General features: G+C 38.5%; 17 protein-coding genes. 9 read left to right on the top strand and 8 right to left on the bottom strand.

Annotated features, from left to right (window positions below; all coding sequences use genetic code 11):
* Positions 1-123: 123 nt before the first annotated feature.
* Positions 124-846, bottom strand: a complete 723-nt coding sequence (locus ASC84_RS12290; RefSeq protein WP_056515023.1) for a FadR/GntR family transcriptional regulator — start codon at positions 844-846, stop codon at positions 124-126.
* Between the two features lie 128 nt (positions 847-974).
* Here ASC84_RS12290 and ASC84_RS12285 point away from each other — a divergent pair, with 128 nt between their 5' ends.
* From ASC84_RS12285 to ASC84_RS12250, 8 genes are all read left to right on the top strand, one after another.
* Complete coding sequence (locus tag ASC84_RS12285) at positions 975-1,727, top strand: SDR family oxidoreductase (RefSeq protein WP_056515021.1); 753 nt, start codon at positions 975-977, stop codon at positions 1,725-1,727.
* A gap of 26 nt (positions 1,728-1,753) precedes the next feature.
* Complete coding sequence (locus tag ASC84_RS12280) at positions 1,754-2,596, top strand: fumarylacetoacetate hydrolase family protein (RefSeq protein ID WP_056515017.1); 843 nt, start codon at positions 1,754-1,756, stop codon at positions 2,594-2,596.
* Between the two features lie 113 nt (positions 2,597-2,709).
* On the top strand, positions 2,710-3,987 hold the full coding sequence (locus tag ASC84_RS12275; RefSeq protein ID WP_056515014.1) for an L-fuconate dehydratase: 1,278 nt from the start codon (positions 2,710-2,712) through the stop codon (positions 3,985-3,987).
* A gap of 243 nt (positions 3,988-4,230) precedes the next feature.
* The gene (locus ASC84_RS12270; protein WP_056515011.1) at positions 4,231-5,055 is read left to right on the top strand and encodes an amidohydrolase; all 825 of its coding nucleotides are present in this window, start codon (positions 4,231-4,233) and stop codon (positions 5,053-5,055) included.
* Between the two features lie 35 nt (positions 5,056-5,090).
* Positions 5,091-5,873, top strand: coding sequence for an SDR family oxidoreductase (locus ASC84_RS12265; RefSeq protein ID WP_004818994.1), 783 nt, complete (start codon positions 5,091-5,093; stop codon positions 5,871-5,873).
* Positions 5,874-5,902: 29 nt separating this feature from the next.
* Positions 5,903-6,238, top strand: a complete 336-nt coding sequence (locus tag ASC84_RS12260; protein WP_056515008.1) for an L-rhamnose mutarotase — start codon at positions 5,903-5,905, stop codon at positions 6,236-6,238.
* 25 nt (positions 6,239-6,263) lie between these two features.
* Positions 6,264-7,493, top strand: coding sequence for an L-fucose:H+ symporter permease (fucP, locus tag ASC84_RS12255; RefSeq protein WP_004818999.1), 1,230 nt, complete (start codon positions 6,264-6,266; stop codon positions 7,491-7,493).
* A 91-nt stretch (positions 7,494-7,584) separates the two neighbouring features.
* Complete coding sequence (locus ASC84_RS12250) at positions 7,585-8,901, top strand: carbohydrate porin (protein WP_056515005.1); 1,317 nt, start codon at positions 7,585-7,587, stop codon at positions 8,899-8,901.
* 166 nt (positions 8,902-9,067) lie between these two features.
* Here ASC84_RS12250 and ASC84_RS12245 read toward each other — a convergent pair whose 3' ends face one another.
* Positions 9,068-9,640 (bottom strand): HD domain-containing protein, encoded by a 573-nt coding sequence (locus ASC84_RS12245; protein WP_056515003.1) that lies wholly within the window; start codon positions 9,638-9,640, stop codon positions 9,068-9,070.
* 478 nt (positions 9,641-10,118) lie between these two features.
* Here ASC84_RS12245 and ASC84_RS12240 point away from each other — a divergent pair, with 478 nt between their 5' ends.
* Positions 10,119-10,802, top strand: a complete 684-nt coding sequence (locus tag ASC84_RS12240; protein WP_056515001.1) for a Crp/Fnr family transcriptional regulator — start codon at positions 10,119-10,121, stop codon at positions 10,800-10,802.
* A gap of 166 nt (positions 10,803-10,968) precedes the next feature.
* Here ASC84_RS12240 and ASC84_RS12235 read toward each other — a convergent pair whose 3' ends face one another.
* The 6 genes from ASC84_RS12235 to ASC84_RS12210 all read right to left on the bottom strand — a co-directional run bounded on the left by ASC84_RS12235 (position 10,969) and on the right by ASC84_RS12210 (position 16,781).
* Entirely contained in the window at positions 10,969-12,231 is a 1,263-nt protein-coding gene (locus ASC84_RS12235; protein ID WP_004819007.1) for a mechanosensitive ion channel family protein, read from the bottom strand.
* Positions 12,232-12,488: 257 nt separating this feature from the next.
* Positions 12,489-12,836, bottom strand: a complete 348-nt coding sequence (locus ASC84_RS12230) for a hypothetical protein (protein WP_224964741.1) — start codon at positions 12,834-12,836, stop codon at positions 12,489-12,491.
* Positions 12,837-12,976: 140 nt separating this feature from the next.
* Positions 12,977-13,393, bottom strand: a complete 417-nt coding sequence (locus ASC84_RS12225) for a lysozyme inhibitor LprI family protein (RefSeq protein WP_056514994.1) — start codon at positions 13,391-13,393, stop codon at positions 12,977-12,979.
* Positions 13,394-13,893: 500 nt separating this feature from the next.
* On the bottom strand, positions 13,894-15,084 hold the full coding sequence (locus ASC84_RS12220; RefSeq protein WP_004723176.1) for an MFS transporter: 1,191 nt from the start codon (positions 15,082-15,084) through the stop codon (positions 13,894-13,896).
* 22 nt (positions 15,085-15,106) lie between these two features.
* On the bottom strand, positions 15,107-15,538 hold the full coding sequence (locus ASC84_RS12215) for a RidA family protein (protein WP_004723174.1): 432 nt from the start codon (positions 15,536-15,538) through the stop codon (positions 15,107-15,109).
* Between the two features lie 370 nt (positions 15,539-15,908).
* Complete coding sequence (locus tag ASC84_RS12210) at positions 15,909-16,781, bottom strand: LD-carboxypeptidase (protein WP_056514991.1); 873 nt, start codon at positions 16,779-16,781, stop codon at positions 15,909-15,911.
* Positions 16,782-16,800: the final 19 nt, after the last annotated feature.

Here is a 16,800-nt window from a genome sequence, read left to right as displayed (position 1 = left end):
GATGAGATGAGTTGTGCTTTTTATTTAAACATAAACTAAATCTGAAAAAGTTAGAAAAGCACAAAGCGAATTAAATGTGCTTTATTTTAAAATCAAAAGTTGCTCATCCTAAATAACCCAAATCTATACTTTTCTTGAAAAGATATTAATAACATTCTGCAAATGCTTCTGCATGGCTTTATATGCCGCAGCACCATCTTGGCTCTGGATCGCTGCCATAATTTCCTGATGTTCATGCTGAGACCTTAAAGGCATATCTTCAGGAGTGTATAGACTACGCATACGACTGAACAGCTCGGTATATTGTTTCCCGAGCAAATATTTGAGAAAAAAAGAAAAAGCACTGTTTTGACTGGCTTCGGCAATACGAATATGAAATAAACGATCTCCAATATGCTCACTGGAATGTTCCAGATTATCTCGGACATTCATAAAAAACGCTTCTTTAATCTCTTCTAATTGTTCATCTGTACGATGTTTTGCGGCAAGTTCAGCGAGATACGGTTCAATTTGCAAACGTGCTTCTAAAACTTCAAATGGCGTAACCGCGGAATCCTCTTTTAAATGAGGAATTAACAAAGGATGAATATTGGTATTAAAACCTGTTTGTTCTGAGTGGTCATCTTGCTGATCTTTAATGACATACACGCCACTGCCAAGTTTAACTTCGACAACCCCATTGACTTCAAGCGCGATTATTGCCTCACGTACAGAAGTACGACTCACACCTAACTGCTGGGCAAGATCGCGCTCAGGCGGTAACTTTGAACCTAACTGATAAATTCCATTCTTTATATCATCTTGAATCTTATTAAAGATATTTTGATAGAGACGAGTTTGAGTCATAAATTTCAACTTTTACAAAAATTGGTCTTGCCAAAACACTTTTGATCAATTAAATTGACTAGACCAATTAATTGGTCTAGTCAATTTAGCATTTACCATAGTATAAAGTAAAAAGCAGGGACGAAGGAATGAGATTGATAAATAAAACGTGTGTGATTACCGCAGCAGCTCAGGGAATTGGTAGAGCCACTGCATTAAGCTTTGCAGAACAAGGTGCAAAAGTAATCGCAACAGACATTAATTTGGAGCTGCTTGAACAACTCAAAAGCTATTCAGAAAATATTCAAGTGGAATATTTGGATATTACAAATCATCAGCAAATTATTGAATTTTCTAAAAAATATCAGAAGGTCGATGTGTTGTTCAATTGTGCTGGCTGGGTTCCTGCAGGTTCAATCTTAGAATGTGATGAAACACAGTGGCAGCGTGCTTTTACGATGAATGTAGATTCGATGTACCACATGGTTCAGGCTTTTTTACCAGCAATGTTGAAAAGTGCCAACGGCTCAATCATCAATATGTCTTCAGCGGCATCAAGTATCAAAGGTGTGCCGAACCGCTTTTCATACAGTGTCACTAAAGCGGCAGTTATTGGTATGACCAAATCCATAGCAGCGGATTTTATCGGTCAAGGGATCCGTTGCAATGCGATTTGTCCGGGAACTGTGGATTCTCCTTCACTGCATGATCGTATTGAAGCTCAAGCGAAAGAACAAAACAAAACCATTGATGAAGTCTATGCCCAATTCGTTGCTCGCCAACCTATGGGACGAGTCGGTAAAGCAGAAGAAATAGCAGCACTCGCACTCTATCTTGCAAGTGATGAATCCTCATTTACAACTGGAACCATCAATATGATCGATGGTGGTTGGTCAAATTAATTTTCAAGCAGATCTAGGATAGAACAATGAAATTATTAAGATATGGTGTAAAAGGACAAGAAAAGCCAGGGGTCTTAGACCCACAGGGACAAATTCGGGATTTATCCTCAGTGATTCAAGACATCAATGGTCAGGTGCTTACCACCGAGTTAGATAAAATTCGAAATCTGGATTTATCGAGTCTGCCTTTGGTTGCTGAGGGGGTGCGCCTTGGTGCATGTGTAGGTAATATCGGTAAATTTATCTGCATTGGTTTGAATTATTCTGACCATGCCGCAGAAACAGGTGCAGAAGTTCCCGCTGAACCAGTGGTTTTCAATAAATGGACCAGTGCTGTGGTTGGACCAAATGATAATGTGGAAATTCCAAAGAATTCATTCAAGACAGACTGGGAAGTTGAATTGGGTGTCGTCATTGGTAAAGATGGTCGTTACATTAGTAAAGAACAGGCAATGGACTATGTTGCAGGTTATTGCGTGATTAACGATGTTTCTGAACGCACATTTCAGCTTGAAGGCACAGGAACTTGGGATAAAGGAAAAGGCTGCGATACTTTTGGTCCAACCGGTCCATGGTTAGTCACCAAAGATGAAATTGAAAATCCACATAATTTGAAAATTTGGTTAGAGGTCGATGGTCATCGTTATCAGGATGGCAATACCAATACCATGATTTTTGATGTACCAACCATTGTGAGCTATTTAAGTCAGTTTATGAGTCTACAGGCAGGTGATGTAATTTCTACAGGCACACCGCCAGGTGTAGGACTTGGGCAAAAACCACCTGTGTATTTAAAAGCAGGGCAAGTGATGCGGTTAGGTATTGAGGGATTAGGCGAACAACAACAGAAAGTTGTTGATGCTGAATAAGCCAGATTTATCTCAATAGATTTAATTTTTAACTAATACAAAAGAGGCATTCAAATTCGATGTCTTAGGAAGACTTGTCTTTAAAAAAGCTCAGAATTTAAAAAGGAATAGGAATGTTAAAAATAACGGATTTAGAAGTATTGGATATTCGTTTCCCTACTTCACAGCAGTTGGATGGTTCAGATGCAATGAATCCAGATCCAGATTATTCAGCTGCTTATGTCATCTTAAAAACGGATCATCCAGCGCTGACAGGACATGGTCTGACATTTACCATTGGTCGTGGTAATGAAATTTGCTGTGCAGCAATTGAGGCGATGCGTCATCTTGTTGTTGGTCTAGATATCGATGAGATTAAGAAAAATCCTGCTTTGATGTGGCGACATTTAACTTCGGATAGTCAATTGCGCTGGATTGGTCCAGACAAAGGCGCAATGCATTTAGCGACAGGTGCAGTGGTCAATGCAATTTGGGATTTATGGGCGAAAAGTGAAGCTAAACCGGTTTGGAAACTGGTTGCAGATATGACTCCTGAACAATTAGTGAACTGTATTGATTTTCGTTATTTAACCGACTGTATTACGCCTGATGAAGCTTTGGATTTATTGAAATCTAATGAGATCGGTAAAGCACAACGTGAGAAAATCCTGCGTGTAGAAGGCTATCCTTGTTATACAACTTCAGCCGGTTGGTTAGGTTATAGCGATGAAAAACTTGCACGACTTTGTCAGGAAGCTGTTGATGAAGGCTTTAATTATATCAAATTAAAAGTGGGGCGCGATATTGAAGAAGATAAGCGCCGTGTCAAGATTGCGCGTGACATTATTGGTGCTGACCGTCATTTAATGATTGACGCCAATCAGATTTGGGAACGTGAACAAGCCATCGACTGGGTTAAACAGTTGGCATTTTCAAACCCATGGTTTATTGAAGAACCCACATCACCTGATGATGTCGAAGCGCATCGTGCTATTCGATTTGCGATTCAGCCGATTCAAGTGGCTACAGGTGAAATGTGCCAGAATCGCATCATGTTTAAACAATTTATTATGCGTGAAGCAATTGATATTGTTCAGATTGATGCTTGTCGAATGGGAGGAATTAACGAGGTATTAGCTGTATTACTGATGGCCGCAAAATATCAGCTTAAAGTTTGTCCGCATGCAGGTGGCGTAGGCTTATGTGAATATGTTCAGCATCTTTCTATGATTGATTATTTATGGTTCTCCACTTCTAAAGAAGGTCGTGTCACAGAATACGTTGACCATTTACATGAGCACTTTATCGATCCTTGTGTGATTCAAAATGCAGCTTATATGCCTCCAACACTCGCGGGTTTTTCAATTGAAATGAAACAGGCATCCATAGAGAAATATCGATTTAAGGGTTGATTGACTGAGTTATTGATGGTCAAGCTCATGCATGCCAAAGGGAAGTGGTGTGTAAGTACTGTTGGATCAGTCTGATATGCAATACATGGTTGAAATATCAACAGATTCTAGTATTACAGGGCATGATTCACAAAGTAAATCTAACTGATTTGTGGTTTTATCGTTGATGAGTTTTAAGGGTGATTTTAAAGCTCATCCAATCTGGAAAGAGTGAAAGTGCATAAAGCCACAAGGAGTATATAAGTGATTGATAGTCATATTCATTTTTGGAAATACAATCCAGTTGAATTCCCGTGGATGACGGGTGATTTAAGTGTCATTGCACAAGATATGTCGCCTGAAGATTTGTTGGCACAATTACCTGCCAGAATAGAGGGTTTAATTGCTGTTCAGGCACGACCTTCTTGGCAAGAAAATGAATATTTGAATGGACTGGCAGAACAATATTCTATCATCAAAGGGATTGTGGCGTGGTTTGATTTTGAAAAAGATGCAGAAATGCAGTTGGAAAAATTCAAACAAAATAAGCAGATAAAAGGCTTTCGTCACATGCTTCAAGATGAGCCTGATCCTACAGCCTATATGTTGAACAACCCTCAATTTAATCTGGGCGTAGAAAAAATCCAACAAGCTGAGTTGCTCTATGGCGTTTTGATCCACCAGAAAGATTTGGATGCAGCCGTAAAATTTTCCCAACGGCATGATCAATACGAGTTGGTAATAGATCATTTAGCAAAACCTCAGATGTATTCCAGTGAAGGTTTTACTGTGTGGAAAAAGAGCATGAAAGAATTAGCCGCTTTAGCGCATGTAAATTGCAAAATTTCAGGTTTGGTGACAGAGGCGGGCGCACACTGCAAAGCACAGGATTTTCAAGCCCACCTCGATATTGCTTTAGAACTTTTTGGTCCTGAACGCTTGCTTTGGGGTTCTGATTGGCCTGTGTCTTTTGCGACCCATCGTTATGAAAAATTATTGGCATTTTGGGATGAATGGACATGCAACTGGAGTGCCTCAGAACGTCAACAAGTCGAAATAGATACACCTAAGCGCTTATATAAGCTATGAAATTTAAAAGATTTTAAATATAGGAGATAGGAAAGATGGATTTACACCTCAAAAATAAAGTCTTTATCGTTACGGGTGGTGGTGCAGGAATTGGTGGCGCAATTTCATTATTGCTCGCACAAGAAGGTGCAACGGTTGCTATTTTTGGTCGTTCAGACCTGAGTTCCGAATTTGAAATATCTTTACAGGGAACAGCAGCAAACTACTCCTTTCATCAACTGGACTTGACTGATGAAAAAGCCTGCCAAGAAAAAGTTCAGAATGTCATTGACCTATATGGACGTCTGGATGGTTTAGTCAACAATGCAGGAATAAATGACAATGTTGGACTTGAAGACAGTATTGATGCGTTTAGACAGTCTTTAGATAAAAACCTGATTCATTATTTTACAATGGCTCACTTTTGCATACCGCATCTCAAACAAAGCAAAGGCAGCATTGTCAATATTGGTTCTAAAGTCGCAGTCACAGGGCAGGGACATACCAGTGGATATGCTGCTGCAAATGGTGGCCGATTGGCTTTAACACGCGAGTGGGCAGCGCAATTTAAAGATGATGGTGTCAGAGTCAATGCGGTTTTACCTGCTGAAGTCATGACACCACTTTATCAACGCTGGGTAGATAGCTTTGATAACCCAACCCAAAAGTTAGCACAAATTACCCAAAATATTCCGTTTGGTCATCGTATGACGACGACCAATGAAATTGCAGATACCACGGTATTTTTACTGTCTGATCGTTCTTCGCATACCACTGGACAGCTTTTATATGTCGATGGTGGTTATACCCATTTAGATCGTGCCTTAGATCAAGACTAAGAGTGAAATGCCGCAAAGTGGAGCGAAAAATGAAACGCTATTGTTTGGCTTTAGACCTAGTGGATGATGCTGAAAAGATTCAACAATATCAACAGTATCATCAAAAAGTATGGCCCGAAATCATCACCAATATTCACAATCGTGGTGTGCTGGATATGCAGATTTGGCAAGTCGAAAATCGTCTTTTTATGATTATGGAAACCACTGACGATTATGACCCTGACCTAGCACAAAGTGTTGCAGTTTCAGAACCGAAAAATCTTGAGTGGGAAAGTTTGATGTCGCAGTACCAGCAAGTACTGCCTAGTGCAAAACGTGGTGAAAAATGGATCGAAATGGAAAAAATATTTGATCTAAAACAATAATCCGAATGATATAAGGAATTCAGCCATGAAGGCAAAAATTACAGAGCCCCAATTTAGGATGGGGTTGATATTGGTCACGACACTCTTCTTTATGTGGGGATTGTCGTATGGTTTGGTCGATGTTTTAAATAAACATTTTCAGGAAGCTTTGCACATTTCTAAAGCACAATCGGGGCTGATTCAGGCTGCGTATTTTGGTGCTTATTTTGTGATTGCATTACCTGCGGGTTTATTTATCGAAAAAAAAGGCTACAAAGCTGGGATTATTCTCGGTCTTTCCCTTTATGCAATCGGGGCACTGCTCTTTGTCCCTGCCGCAAATATGATGACATTTAGTTTTTTCTTATTTGCATTATTTGTACTTGCCTTGGGATTAGGTTGTTTAGAAACAGCTGCAAATCCTTACTCATCTGCATTGGGACATCCGTCAACTGCTGAACAGCGGCTCAATTTATCTCAGTCTTTTAATGGTCTAGGGCAATTCTTTGGTCCACTGATTGGCGGTTTGTTTTTCTTTAACTCGGTAGAGGGTGACAGTGCTGCAAGTTTTGATGCTGTGACCTATACCTATGTCGGTATTGCTGCAATTGTCATTGTTTTGATTGTATTTTTTGCTAAAGCAAAACTTCCTGATCTGCGTGAAAATGAGGCGAAACTGGATGCAGCCAATCTTCAAAATAACAATGCATCGATGTGGTCACACGCAGAATTTAAATTTGGCGTCATCACCCTGTTTTTCTATGTCGCCGCGCAGGTGGGGGTAGGTGCATTTTTCATTAACTTGGTGGTAGAAACTTGGCCACAGAGTTCCAGCCAACAAGGCGCATATTTCTTATCTATTGCCATGCTGGCTTTTCTGATTGGGCGGTTTGTCAGTACAGGCATCATGTCAAAAATATCTGCCAACCATTTGTTGCTGATTTATGCTGTGATTAACAGTGTGCTGTGTATCGTGATTTTATCTGGCGCTGAGTATATTTCAGTGATCGCAGCGATTGGTATTTTCTTCTTTATGTCGATTATGTTCCCAACCATTTTTGCGATGGGAGTAAAGAATCTAGGATCTAAAACAAAAATTGGTAGCTCATTTATGATCATGGCGATTGTAGGCGGTGCAATCATGCCTTTTTTCATGGGGAAATTGGCTGATCATTATGGAACTCATATTTCCTATCTATTGCCATTGATCTGCTTTGTGATCGTATTTTTCTATGCGAAGAGCTATCAAAAAATCGCATTGGCACAGATCAATTAATATCCCGATTTTATCGCAGTGAGTGCGATAAGCGTGATAACACCGCCATTTAATAATAAAAGGCGAAAATTATAGGATTAAGGACAATACAATGAAAATTCAAAATGGAAGCCGTAGAAAAGTACACTTCGCAATCCTTGCTTTATCAAGTGGTTTAACGATGAGCTCTGCCATGGCAGCAGATGCTTTTCGTGTAGATAGCCCATGGATGTTTGGAGATTGGAATGGTAAAAGAACTGAGTTAAAGGACCAAGGCTATGACTTTAATATCGGTTATACAGGTGAGTTTGCAGGTGTCATCAATGCAGATCGTGATGGTAAGGGCAATGCTTATGCTGATCAGTGGGCTTTTGGTGCAAACTTTGATTTAAATAAGATATTGGGTTGGCGTGATACAGAAGCAAAAATTGTCATTACCCATCGTGGTGGAAAAGCCCTGAATACTGAAGCGGATGTCATGGCACCTCAATTTAACCAAACGCAAGAAGTCTATGGTCGAGGACAAACTTGGCGTTTAACAGACTTATGGATTAAGAAGAAATTTGTAGATCAGCGATTGGATGCAAAACTAGGGCGTTTTGGTATTGGTGAAGACTTTGCAGGTTTTGATTGTGAATTTCAAAACCTTGCTTTATGTGGTGGACAGGTTGCCAATTGGGCTGGAGATCAATGGTATAACGGTCCTGTCAGCCAATGGGCAGGAAGAGTTAAATACAATATTCACCCAGAATTGGCCGTTCAAATGGGAATTTATGAACGTAATACGGTCAACGCCAATGCGACTACTGCCAGTGATGGTTTTAACTTAAGTACAGATGGCTCAGATGGTGCAGTGATTCCATTGGAAATTGTCTGGCAACCAAAAAAAACCAGTAACAATTTGAGTTTACCAGGAGAGTACCGACTTGGATATTTTGCAAGTACGGTGGATACGCAGAATGTTCAGGTGGATTATTCTGCTCCGGGAATCTCCCAAAAATTTGATGCTGATCATCATAAATGGGCTGCATGGCTTTCAGCAAAGCAACAATTGACTCGCCATCATGGTGATGAATCTCGTGGTTTGACCCTGATGGGACAAGCCACTTTTTATGATGACAAAACCAGTGCATATAGCGATGCGCAAAATATTGCAGTGGTCTATAAGGGATTATTTGATTCTCGCCCAAGCGATGAAATTGGAATCGGTTTAGCGCGGATTGGGGTAAATACCGATGCGATCAAATTTAATGGCAAAGTCGAGAATGAAAAGTTTGATGATGAATTGGATGCAGAAATTTATTATGGCTTAAAAGCGACTCGTTGGTTGACAGTACGTCCAAATATTCAATATGTAAAAAATATTGGTGCCAATAAAGCCTATGGTGATGCATGGGTCGGTGGGGTGAAATTTAATATGAATTTCTAAATATTGAATACGCTTAAATATTAAAACTGAGTTGATTTCTAGACTCAGTTTTAATTTGTCAATTATCTGACACAATAAAATCTGTCGCTATTAAAGGTGTGAATTTATAAATGATATAGTTTTTTATAGCAAGCAAGCCCATGGTTAGAGCATGGGCTTTTTATCTCTATTTACTGTTATTAATTTTTTGCATTGTTTCTGTATCCATGAGGACACAGATACTTTTAAATAATGGATGTTTATCTGTATATTTTTCACCATAGCTAAGATTAAACTCATAATCAAAATCATCAGGATTAATTCCTTGATTATGCTGTAAAATTGTTTCTAACTTATCTAAAGCCTTTACTGCAACAGCTTCTTGCGTTTGACCTGTCTCATATTCTTCCCATAATCCAAGTATGGTGTTTCTCAGGGGAGTATCTAAGGATTGAGTAAGTAATAATAGATCGTTACGTTCTTGAACGTCTTTATCTGGATGGCTTTTCTTTTCAGTCGCTGGAACATCACCATTGATTGTCTCGCCTAAATCATGAACAAGACACATCTTTAAAACCCTTGAAAAGTCTAGATATTTTAATTCATCTTCAAATACAAGAGCTAACAGGGCAAGCCTCCATGTATGCTCGGCTGTACTTTCAATTCTGCCTTTAGAGGTATGAGAGGAACGCATTATATTTTTCAGGTTTTCAGCCTCTTTCAAAAAGAGTAAACGACCTTTAATAATGTCAGTATTCATTTCAGTTTCTTATTCCTATCAAAATTATAGATTTTTACTTTTAATAAGCTTAATAAATGCTTTTTAAAGTAATCTGTTTTGATTCTGGTTACTACGAGAGCAGCTACAGGCTTATGTATTAAATAGAAGCAATCAATAACATAATGTCCAGATGACTTTTCGCTAACATCTTCAATTCAGGCATATGCGTTGATCGCTGCATTGCAAATTCATCATCCGAAGTCATTGTATATGGATCAGTAAGGGGCTCATCGTGACACAACCTTGGCTATTGGAGTGGTCTACAGCTTATGCTTCAAGATAAATTAAAAAAAGGACAGATGACCTTTTTTTATATTGATCGTAAAATACCTTATCTCAAGAAGATAACTTGGGTCTATGTCACTGTTTATTACCTATTATCTAGGCCTAGTATAGGTTTCAAATATTGATAAAGACTTTGTAAATATAGATAGTTTTGAATGAAGAGTCGTAAAAGATGAGGACTAGTAGTAATGATGAATTAATACAGAATTATATCGATAAGTTTTCTTTATCGCGTTATTTTTCTCCAATATTGTTAGAAAATTTCTTATTAAAACAAATAGAAGCAGGTGAGTTTCTGCTTGCACAAGGAAGCTCGCTAAGTAGCCTCTATTTACTTGTGAATGGAAAATTACAAGTAGAACATTACCAAAAAGATGGGAGTTGTGCCGTATTCTCTATTGAAAGGGCTTTTTCCGTGATTGGTGATTTAGAGCTTTTTTTAGATAGAGATATAGGTACAGTAAGTACAGTGACTGCGATTTCAAAAGCGGATATTCTCGAGATATCCTTAAGCAAAATTGAGCAATATGCGTTTAACGATCCAGCTTTTCTACGTTTTATCTGCTCTCATCTCAGTCAAAAATTATATGCTTCAACTCAACTGCTAACAAATGCAACGCTTCCAGCATTTATAAAAGTACGTAAATATTTAGCAATTAGGGCGGAAATGGAGGGGAGTATGATTCACTTGGAAAAACGTGATTCTATTGCTGCTATGTTAGGAATTTCGACCAGACAGCTAAATCGGATTTTAAAAGATTTATCAGACTTAAACATCATTCAGTTTAAAAATAAAACGTTAAAAGTTTTGGATAATGACTATCTCGCTGAAATAGAACCGATAGACTTTTTATAATTTGACAGCGGTGAAATAAAAATAGAATTATGTTCAAGATATTTGGTAAGGATTACAGTAGACAGTTTATGCTTTGAATTGATTATAGAGGGCGCTACAAACCTTCTTCTTTTATTGCAAGCAAGCCCATGGTTAACGCATGGGCTTTTTAATGTAAATGAACAACTCAGGACAGAAGTTCAGAGCTGCTTTCAGCATGTTTTGACAATGAGCGTAAATCTGAACCAGAAGGAGCCTGATAAATCTTTAGTCCAAATTCAGGAATAATTGCCATCAGATGGTCAAATATATCAGACTGGATTGCCTCATAATCATTCCATACCGTTGTATTGGCAAATGCATAGATTTCCAGCGGTAATCCCTCACTCGTTGGTTGTAACTGACGGATAATTAGGGATTGGTTTTTAGCAATACCAGCGTGTTGTTTTAAGTAGAACTCGACATAAGCCCGAAATGTTCCAATATTGGTTAGGCGGCGCTGGTTATAGACTGACTGATCTTCAAATTGTTGATTAAAGCTGTCCAATTCAGATTGTTTATTATCCAGATATTGATCCAGTAACAGGAAAGCTTTTAATTTCTGTTGTTCTTCATGGGTAATAAAATGAATGCTGGTTTGATCAATAAAGATTGAGCGCTTGATGCGTCTCGCCCCCAACAATTTCATCCCACGCCAGTTTTTAAAGGTGTCAGTGACCAACTTATTGGTGGGAATTGTGGTAAAGGTTTTATCAAAATTCTGTACGGTAATGGTATGTAAGGACATATCAATAACATCACCATCTGCATTTAATGTTGGCATTTCAATCCAGTCACCGATACGAACCATATCGTAGGAAGAGATTTGCACCGATGCCACCAAGGACAGAATCGTATTTTGAAAAACCAGTAACAATACTGCTGCCATCGCACCAAAACCAGCAAGCAGGGTAAAAACATCTTTCTTTAAGAAGGTACCCAAGATCAGCAGACCACAAACGATAAACAAAATCAGTTTGATCAGTTGAAGATAGCCTTTGATGGGCTTATTCAGTGATTTTGGATTACGTTGATAAAGCAGATTAAAGACATTTAAAAGTTCGCTGATGGCCAGTGCAATAGTCAGGAAGATAAACGCCTGTGCAGCCATTTGTATCAGGCCAACCGCTTTTAAGGACAAATGTGGAACTGTGGTAATACCATTTAAAATAACAATGGCAGGAACAATATTCGCCACTCTGCGGATAACACTATGCTGGGAAAAAATTTCACTGTGTGCAAACTTCATTTTTGAAATAAGTTTACGTATCCCACGAACAACGACTTGTTTTGCAATATAATTTGCGACAAAGGCGAAAAAAATTAGAATGGATAATGATGTTAGCATCTCTAGCCATGGATACTGATCAGACCATTCCTGAATATTCTTTAAGAAGGCAAATTTATCCAAAAGTACAACCTCAAAATAGCAGATACGCTATTGTATTGATTGTGAATGACAATAATTTATAAAAATACTTTTTAGCTACATTCGGGCATCAATTACTTACTCAACAAGATTGACAGACTCTCAGAAAGTCCAAGTGAGTATGTGAAGATAAGCATGCAACCGTCGGGGATAGATAAGCCCAGTTTCACGGATCACAATATGCCAATCAATAGTACTTTATTGAATACGATGGGATGCTAAGTTTTAATTTTTAAGACTCAATAGTGGCTGATTTTATCCGCAAGATTAGCAATACGGTTCAGACGGCAAGACTGTGCATCTAACATTTGTCCTTGCCCTTCGGTTTTCGGATCCCAATTACAATACTTGTCGGTGTTTTCCCACCATGCTGCGATCTCATCCATCTGCCGGTCTTTTTTCACACTGTCTGGACGACTGATGATTTTGGCAAAGGCCTGTTGAACGCGGTTCTTATGTTGAGCATATTCTTGGTCCATACAGCTTTGCATTTCAAATGTTACTGCACCGCTTTGCTTGATACATTGGTCATAACTGCTGCTTAATTTGGCATGAATATAAGAATCATCTGGAAGGGGACGAGACATTTCATCATCGGCAAAAGCTGCAAAAGGAAGAAGAGAGATGAACAACAATGTAGTGGTTTTAAATTTTTTCATATATTTGACCTTTAGTTTTATCTTGATCTCGGTATGTGTTCTTGAATATCTTTATGCTTTGATTCGCATTATTGAAGTAAATTCAGGTAGCGTTGCAATTGTGCAGTACGGCCTGCGATACGCTGTATATCATTAAGTTCAGTTTGCAAGTTGTCTGGCTGTGATTGACCATACAGCGTTGTTTCAAGTTCAGCATCACTTTGACGTGATTGTAGCCAAATGCGTTGTGATGCAACCAGTTTTGTTTTCTGGGTAGCATTCAAATGTGATTGTAATTTTTTATAGGTACTATTCAATCGTGCATCTTGACGTTCAGCCTCATCTTTTAGACAAGTTGCCTGTTCAATAATACCTTGGGCACTGTTGTCACAGTTTATAAAAGCTTGGCTTAATAAGTTTTCATTTCCTATTGGTGCAGCGAAGACCAAGCTTGAAAAACTACATAAAAAACTAATCGGTAAGCATGCTAATCGTATTTTTTTCATAAGGGATAAACTCTTGATTGATCTATCAGGATGAATGTTGGCTGTTGTGTGAGCTGAGTAAAACCTTGCTTGAGTATCGTCAATCACGCTTTAGCAAAGACAAACAGGGATATCATTTTGACCAAAGTGTATCAATTTTAAACTTGAATAATCATGGATATTTGAATGTTTTCCCCAAAAACATAGATTGTCCTGTACGAATTTCTTTAAAGCTCTGAGATTTATCTTCCGTATAATTACTGCTCCTCAACTGTTTATTCATATAGCTTTAAGATAGTAACCCGCATATTCATTTAAATTGAAATTGTGTACATTGCATTTTTTGGAATTTTATCGCAGACTATTGATGTGAATATATTATGACCAGTTTTTTCACACAATAGTTACAGTGAATATTATTCAAATAGAATGATTTGGGTATCCGTATTTTTATTAAAATAATCAGTCTCTTGAAAAATCAAAATCCCTCAAATTTTGAAGGATTTTGATTTTAGAATGCTTTAAATGGTCTGTGCTCTATTGAGATATAGACGATCTAGCAGAGAAAATAGTGCAGAACCCATAACCAAACATACACCGACAAGACAAGTCATGGTCCAACCTCCATGATGCCATGCATAAACCCCTAAAGCAGAACCACATGCACCACCTGTGAAATAGGCTGTCATATAGATAGAGTTAATCCGAGATTTCGCATCTGGGCGTAAACGGAAAATGATATTTTGATTGCTGGTATGAACCACAGCGAGTCCAAAGCTAATCAGGCCATACCCTAAAATATAACTGGTGAGGTACTTTCCACCGAAATAAAGCAGCGCCCAACTGACGATCATCAACGCTACCCCAATCCATGTCAGGATACTGGTATGTCCACGGTCTGCAATTTTACCAATTTTTGCAGTGGCTAAAGCACCAAATACCCCAATGATCGTTGCAACACCAACCAAAACATCAGGTAATTTAAACGGTTCAGAGGTCAGTAAAACAGCAATCGTTGAAAATAAAATACTCATGGCTGCAAATGCAAAGCCACCAATAATTGCACGATAGACTAAACGACGTTCTTCTTTTAACAACACACCCATCGAGTAGAAAATTTTGCCATAACTCATTTTAAACACAGGTACATGTGGCAGACGTTTTTTCAATAAATAGGCAAGAATCAACATTAATACCGCACTGACAAAGTAAATCAGTTTCCAGTTAAACAGGTTAGACAACAAACCTGCAAGGCTGGTGGAAAGCAATAATCCGACTAAAAGCCCACTCATTAAAAAGCCAACAACTTCACCTGTTTTTTCAGGTTTAACTGCCATCGTTGCAAGAGGGATTAAAACCTGAGCCGCAACTGAAAATAGACCTGTAATAATTGTGCCAACCCAAAGCATGGGTAAATTGACAGCAAAAGCACACATCAATAAACCAATCGCGGCACAAAACATTAACCAAGGAATAAATTTGATTTTATTGACAATATCACCCATGGGCACAATGAATAAAAGACCAAGCGCATAAGACACTTGTGCAAAAGTCACTGTAAGTGCCACTTGTGATTCTGGCATGTTGAAATAGAGTTGAATCGAGTGAATCAGCGGCTGACTATAATAGTTTGCTCCTGCGCATAAACCGCAGGCAATCGCCATCAGCCAAAGTAATGCTTTATTTTGGCTAATATCGAGTTGAGCATTCATAAAAATATCCTAGTTCTTGGAGTTACATACAATAGGCAGTTGCTTCAATTTCAATGAGCATTCCTTGTAAAGCAAGACACGGGACAGGAATCAGTGTACACGCAGGGAAAGGTTGATCTTTCCAAAGTTGTTGCATTTCCTGAATTAAAAACTGATGTTTTTTGGTACTGTGATCGACCACAAGCACTCTTAAAACAGCAATATCCAATAATGATGCATCAGCCGCTTGTAGGGCATGTTGCAGATTGACAAAAGCTTGATGAACTTGTTGTGCAAAATCTTGGGATAATTGTCCTTGTTGGTTTTCACCACCTTGTCCAGATATATGCAAAATACGCAAATAATGGCGTACTTCAGCCACATGACTATACGCAAATGCTGTTGGATTATAAAGTGTATTTGGGTTAATCATTTGGAACGATTTGATCTGAGCGGATTCTGATCTGGAATTCATGGATGACTCTTTTGATTGACTGGAAATTTCCGTCAGTATCAAAGCTCAAGTTAACTTAAGGTCAAGTGGAAATGCCAAGAAAAAACCGAAGCAACTGATCGTATTTATGAATGAACAATCAAGGGGCTGTTAAACAAGAAAACCGTCATATAGAAAAGTGATTAGAAGAAGCACGATGCAAGTGAAGTATGGCTCAGTATTAAAAGTATATAGTTTGTTTATCTTTGCTTTGATGCTCTTAGGAAATCCCAGTAAGCACTGACTAGGATTTCGTAGAGGCCTATCTTAAGCAAGGTATTGGCTATTTTTATATTCAATGAGCTGAAATAGCCCTGTACTAAAATAAGCCAGTCATTAAATAACCTAGCCGTTAAATAATCAGTTGTGAATCTACAATTTTGCCCGTTTTCCCTAACCAAAATGGACGGTTGACTTCACCATGACCAAACCAGTCACATTGGTAAAGTGGGATGTGCAGTGGATTGAGATGTTCTTTCACAATCTCAACAATACTTTGCGGGACATTTTTTTGTGGGCATTGATAAAAATCACCCAAAACCAAAGCCTTTAAGTTTGAGGTATCAATACTTTGTAGGAGCTGAGTCAATGAACGTTCAATTCGATAATAGGGTTCGCCTACATCTTCAATCAGTAAAACACTCGGCTGATTCAGTTTTAAGGCAGACGGTGTGCCTTGTAAAGTACACAGTACAGTAAGATTTCCGCCTAAGATTTTAACATCTTCAATGTGCTGATCTTGAGCAAAACCATTTGCACTGGATAAGGGATAATGACCGTGTTGGTTTATATCCGCGGATAACAGGCTGATGGTTTTTAAAGCATCATACGACAGAGGACTATTGTCTAAATTTTTAACGGCAATTTCCTGAAATACAGGCGCATGTAAAGATTGCCCATGATGCATCGCAATATAGTTTAATAACACGGTGGTATCTGAATAGCCAATAATGGGTTTATTCAAAATCCACTCATCTAAAAATGGCAATAACATTGCAGCGCCAGTACCACCACGACCACACCAAATTGCATCAATGTTTGGATCTAAGCATGCTTGTTTTAAATCTTGAATACGTTGTTCAACTGTACCTGCCAAATAGCGATGTTGTGAAAATACATGTTCACCCAAACAGACTGTATGACCTAACTGTTCCAAATGCGACTGTGCCAACTGGATATTTTCAACATCTACACAGGCACTCGGCGATACAATTTTAAAATGCATATTCCTTCCAAGCTTCCGC

Origin of the sequence: Acinetobacter sp. Root1280 (assembly GCF_001425285.1) — a bacterium.
GTDB lineage: Bacteria > Pseudomonadota > Gammaproteobacteria > Pseudomonadales > Moraxellaceae > Acinetobacter > Acinetobacter guillouiae.
The sequence above is the reverse complement of the archived record's forward strand: the minus strand, read 5'-3'. Positions and strand labels throughout refer to the sequence as shown.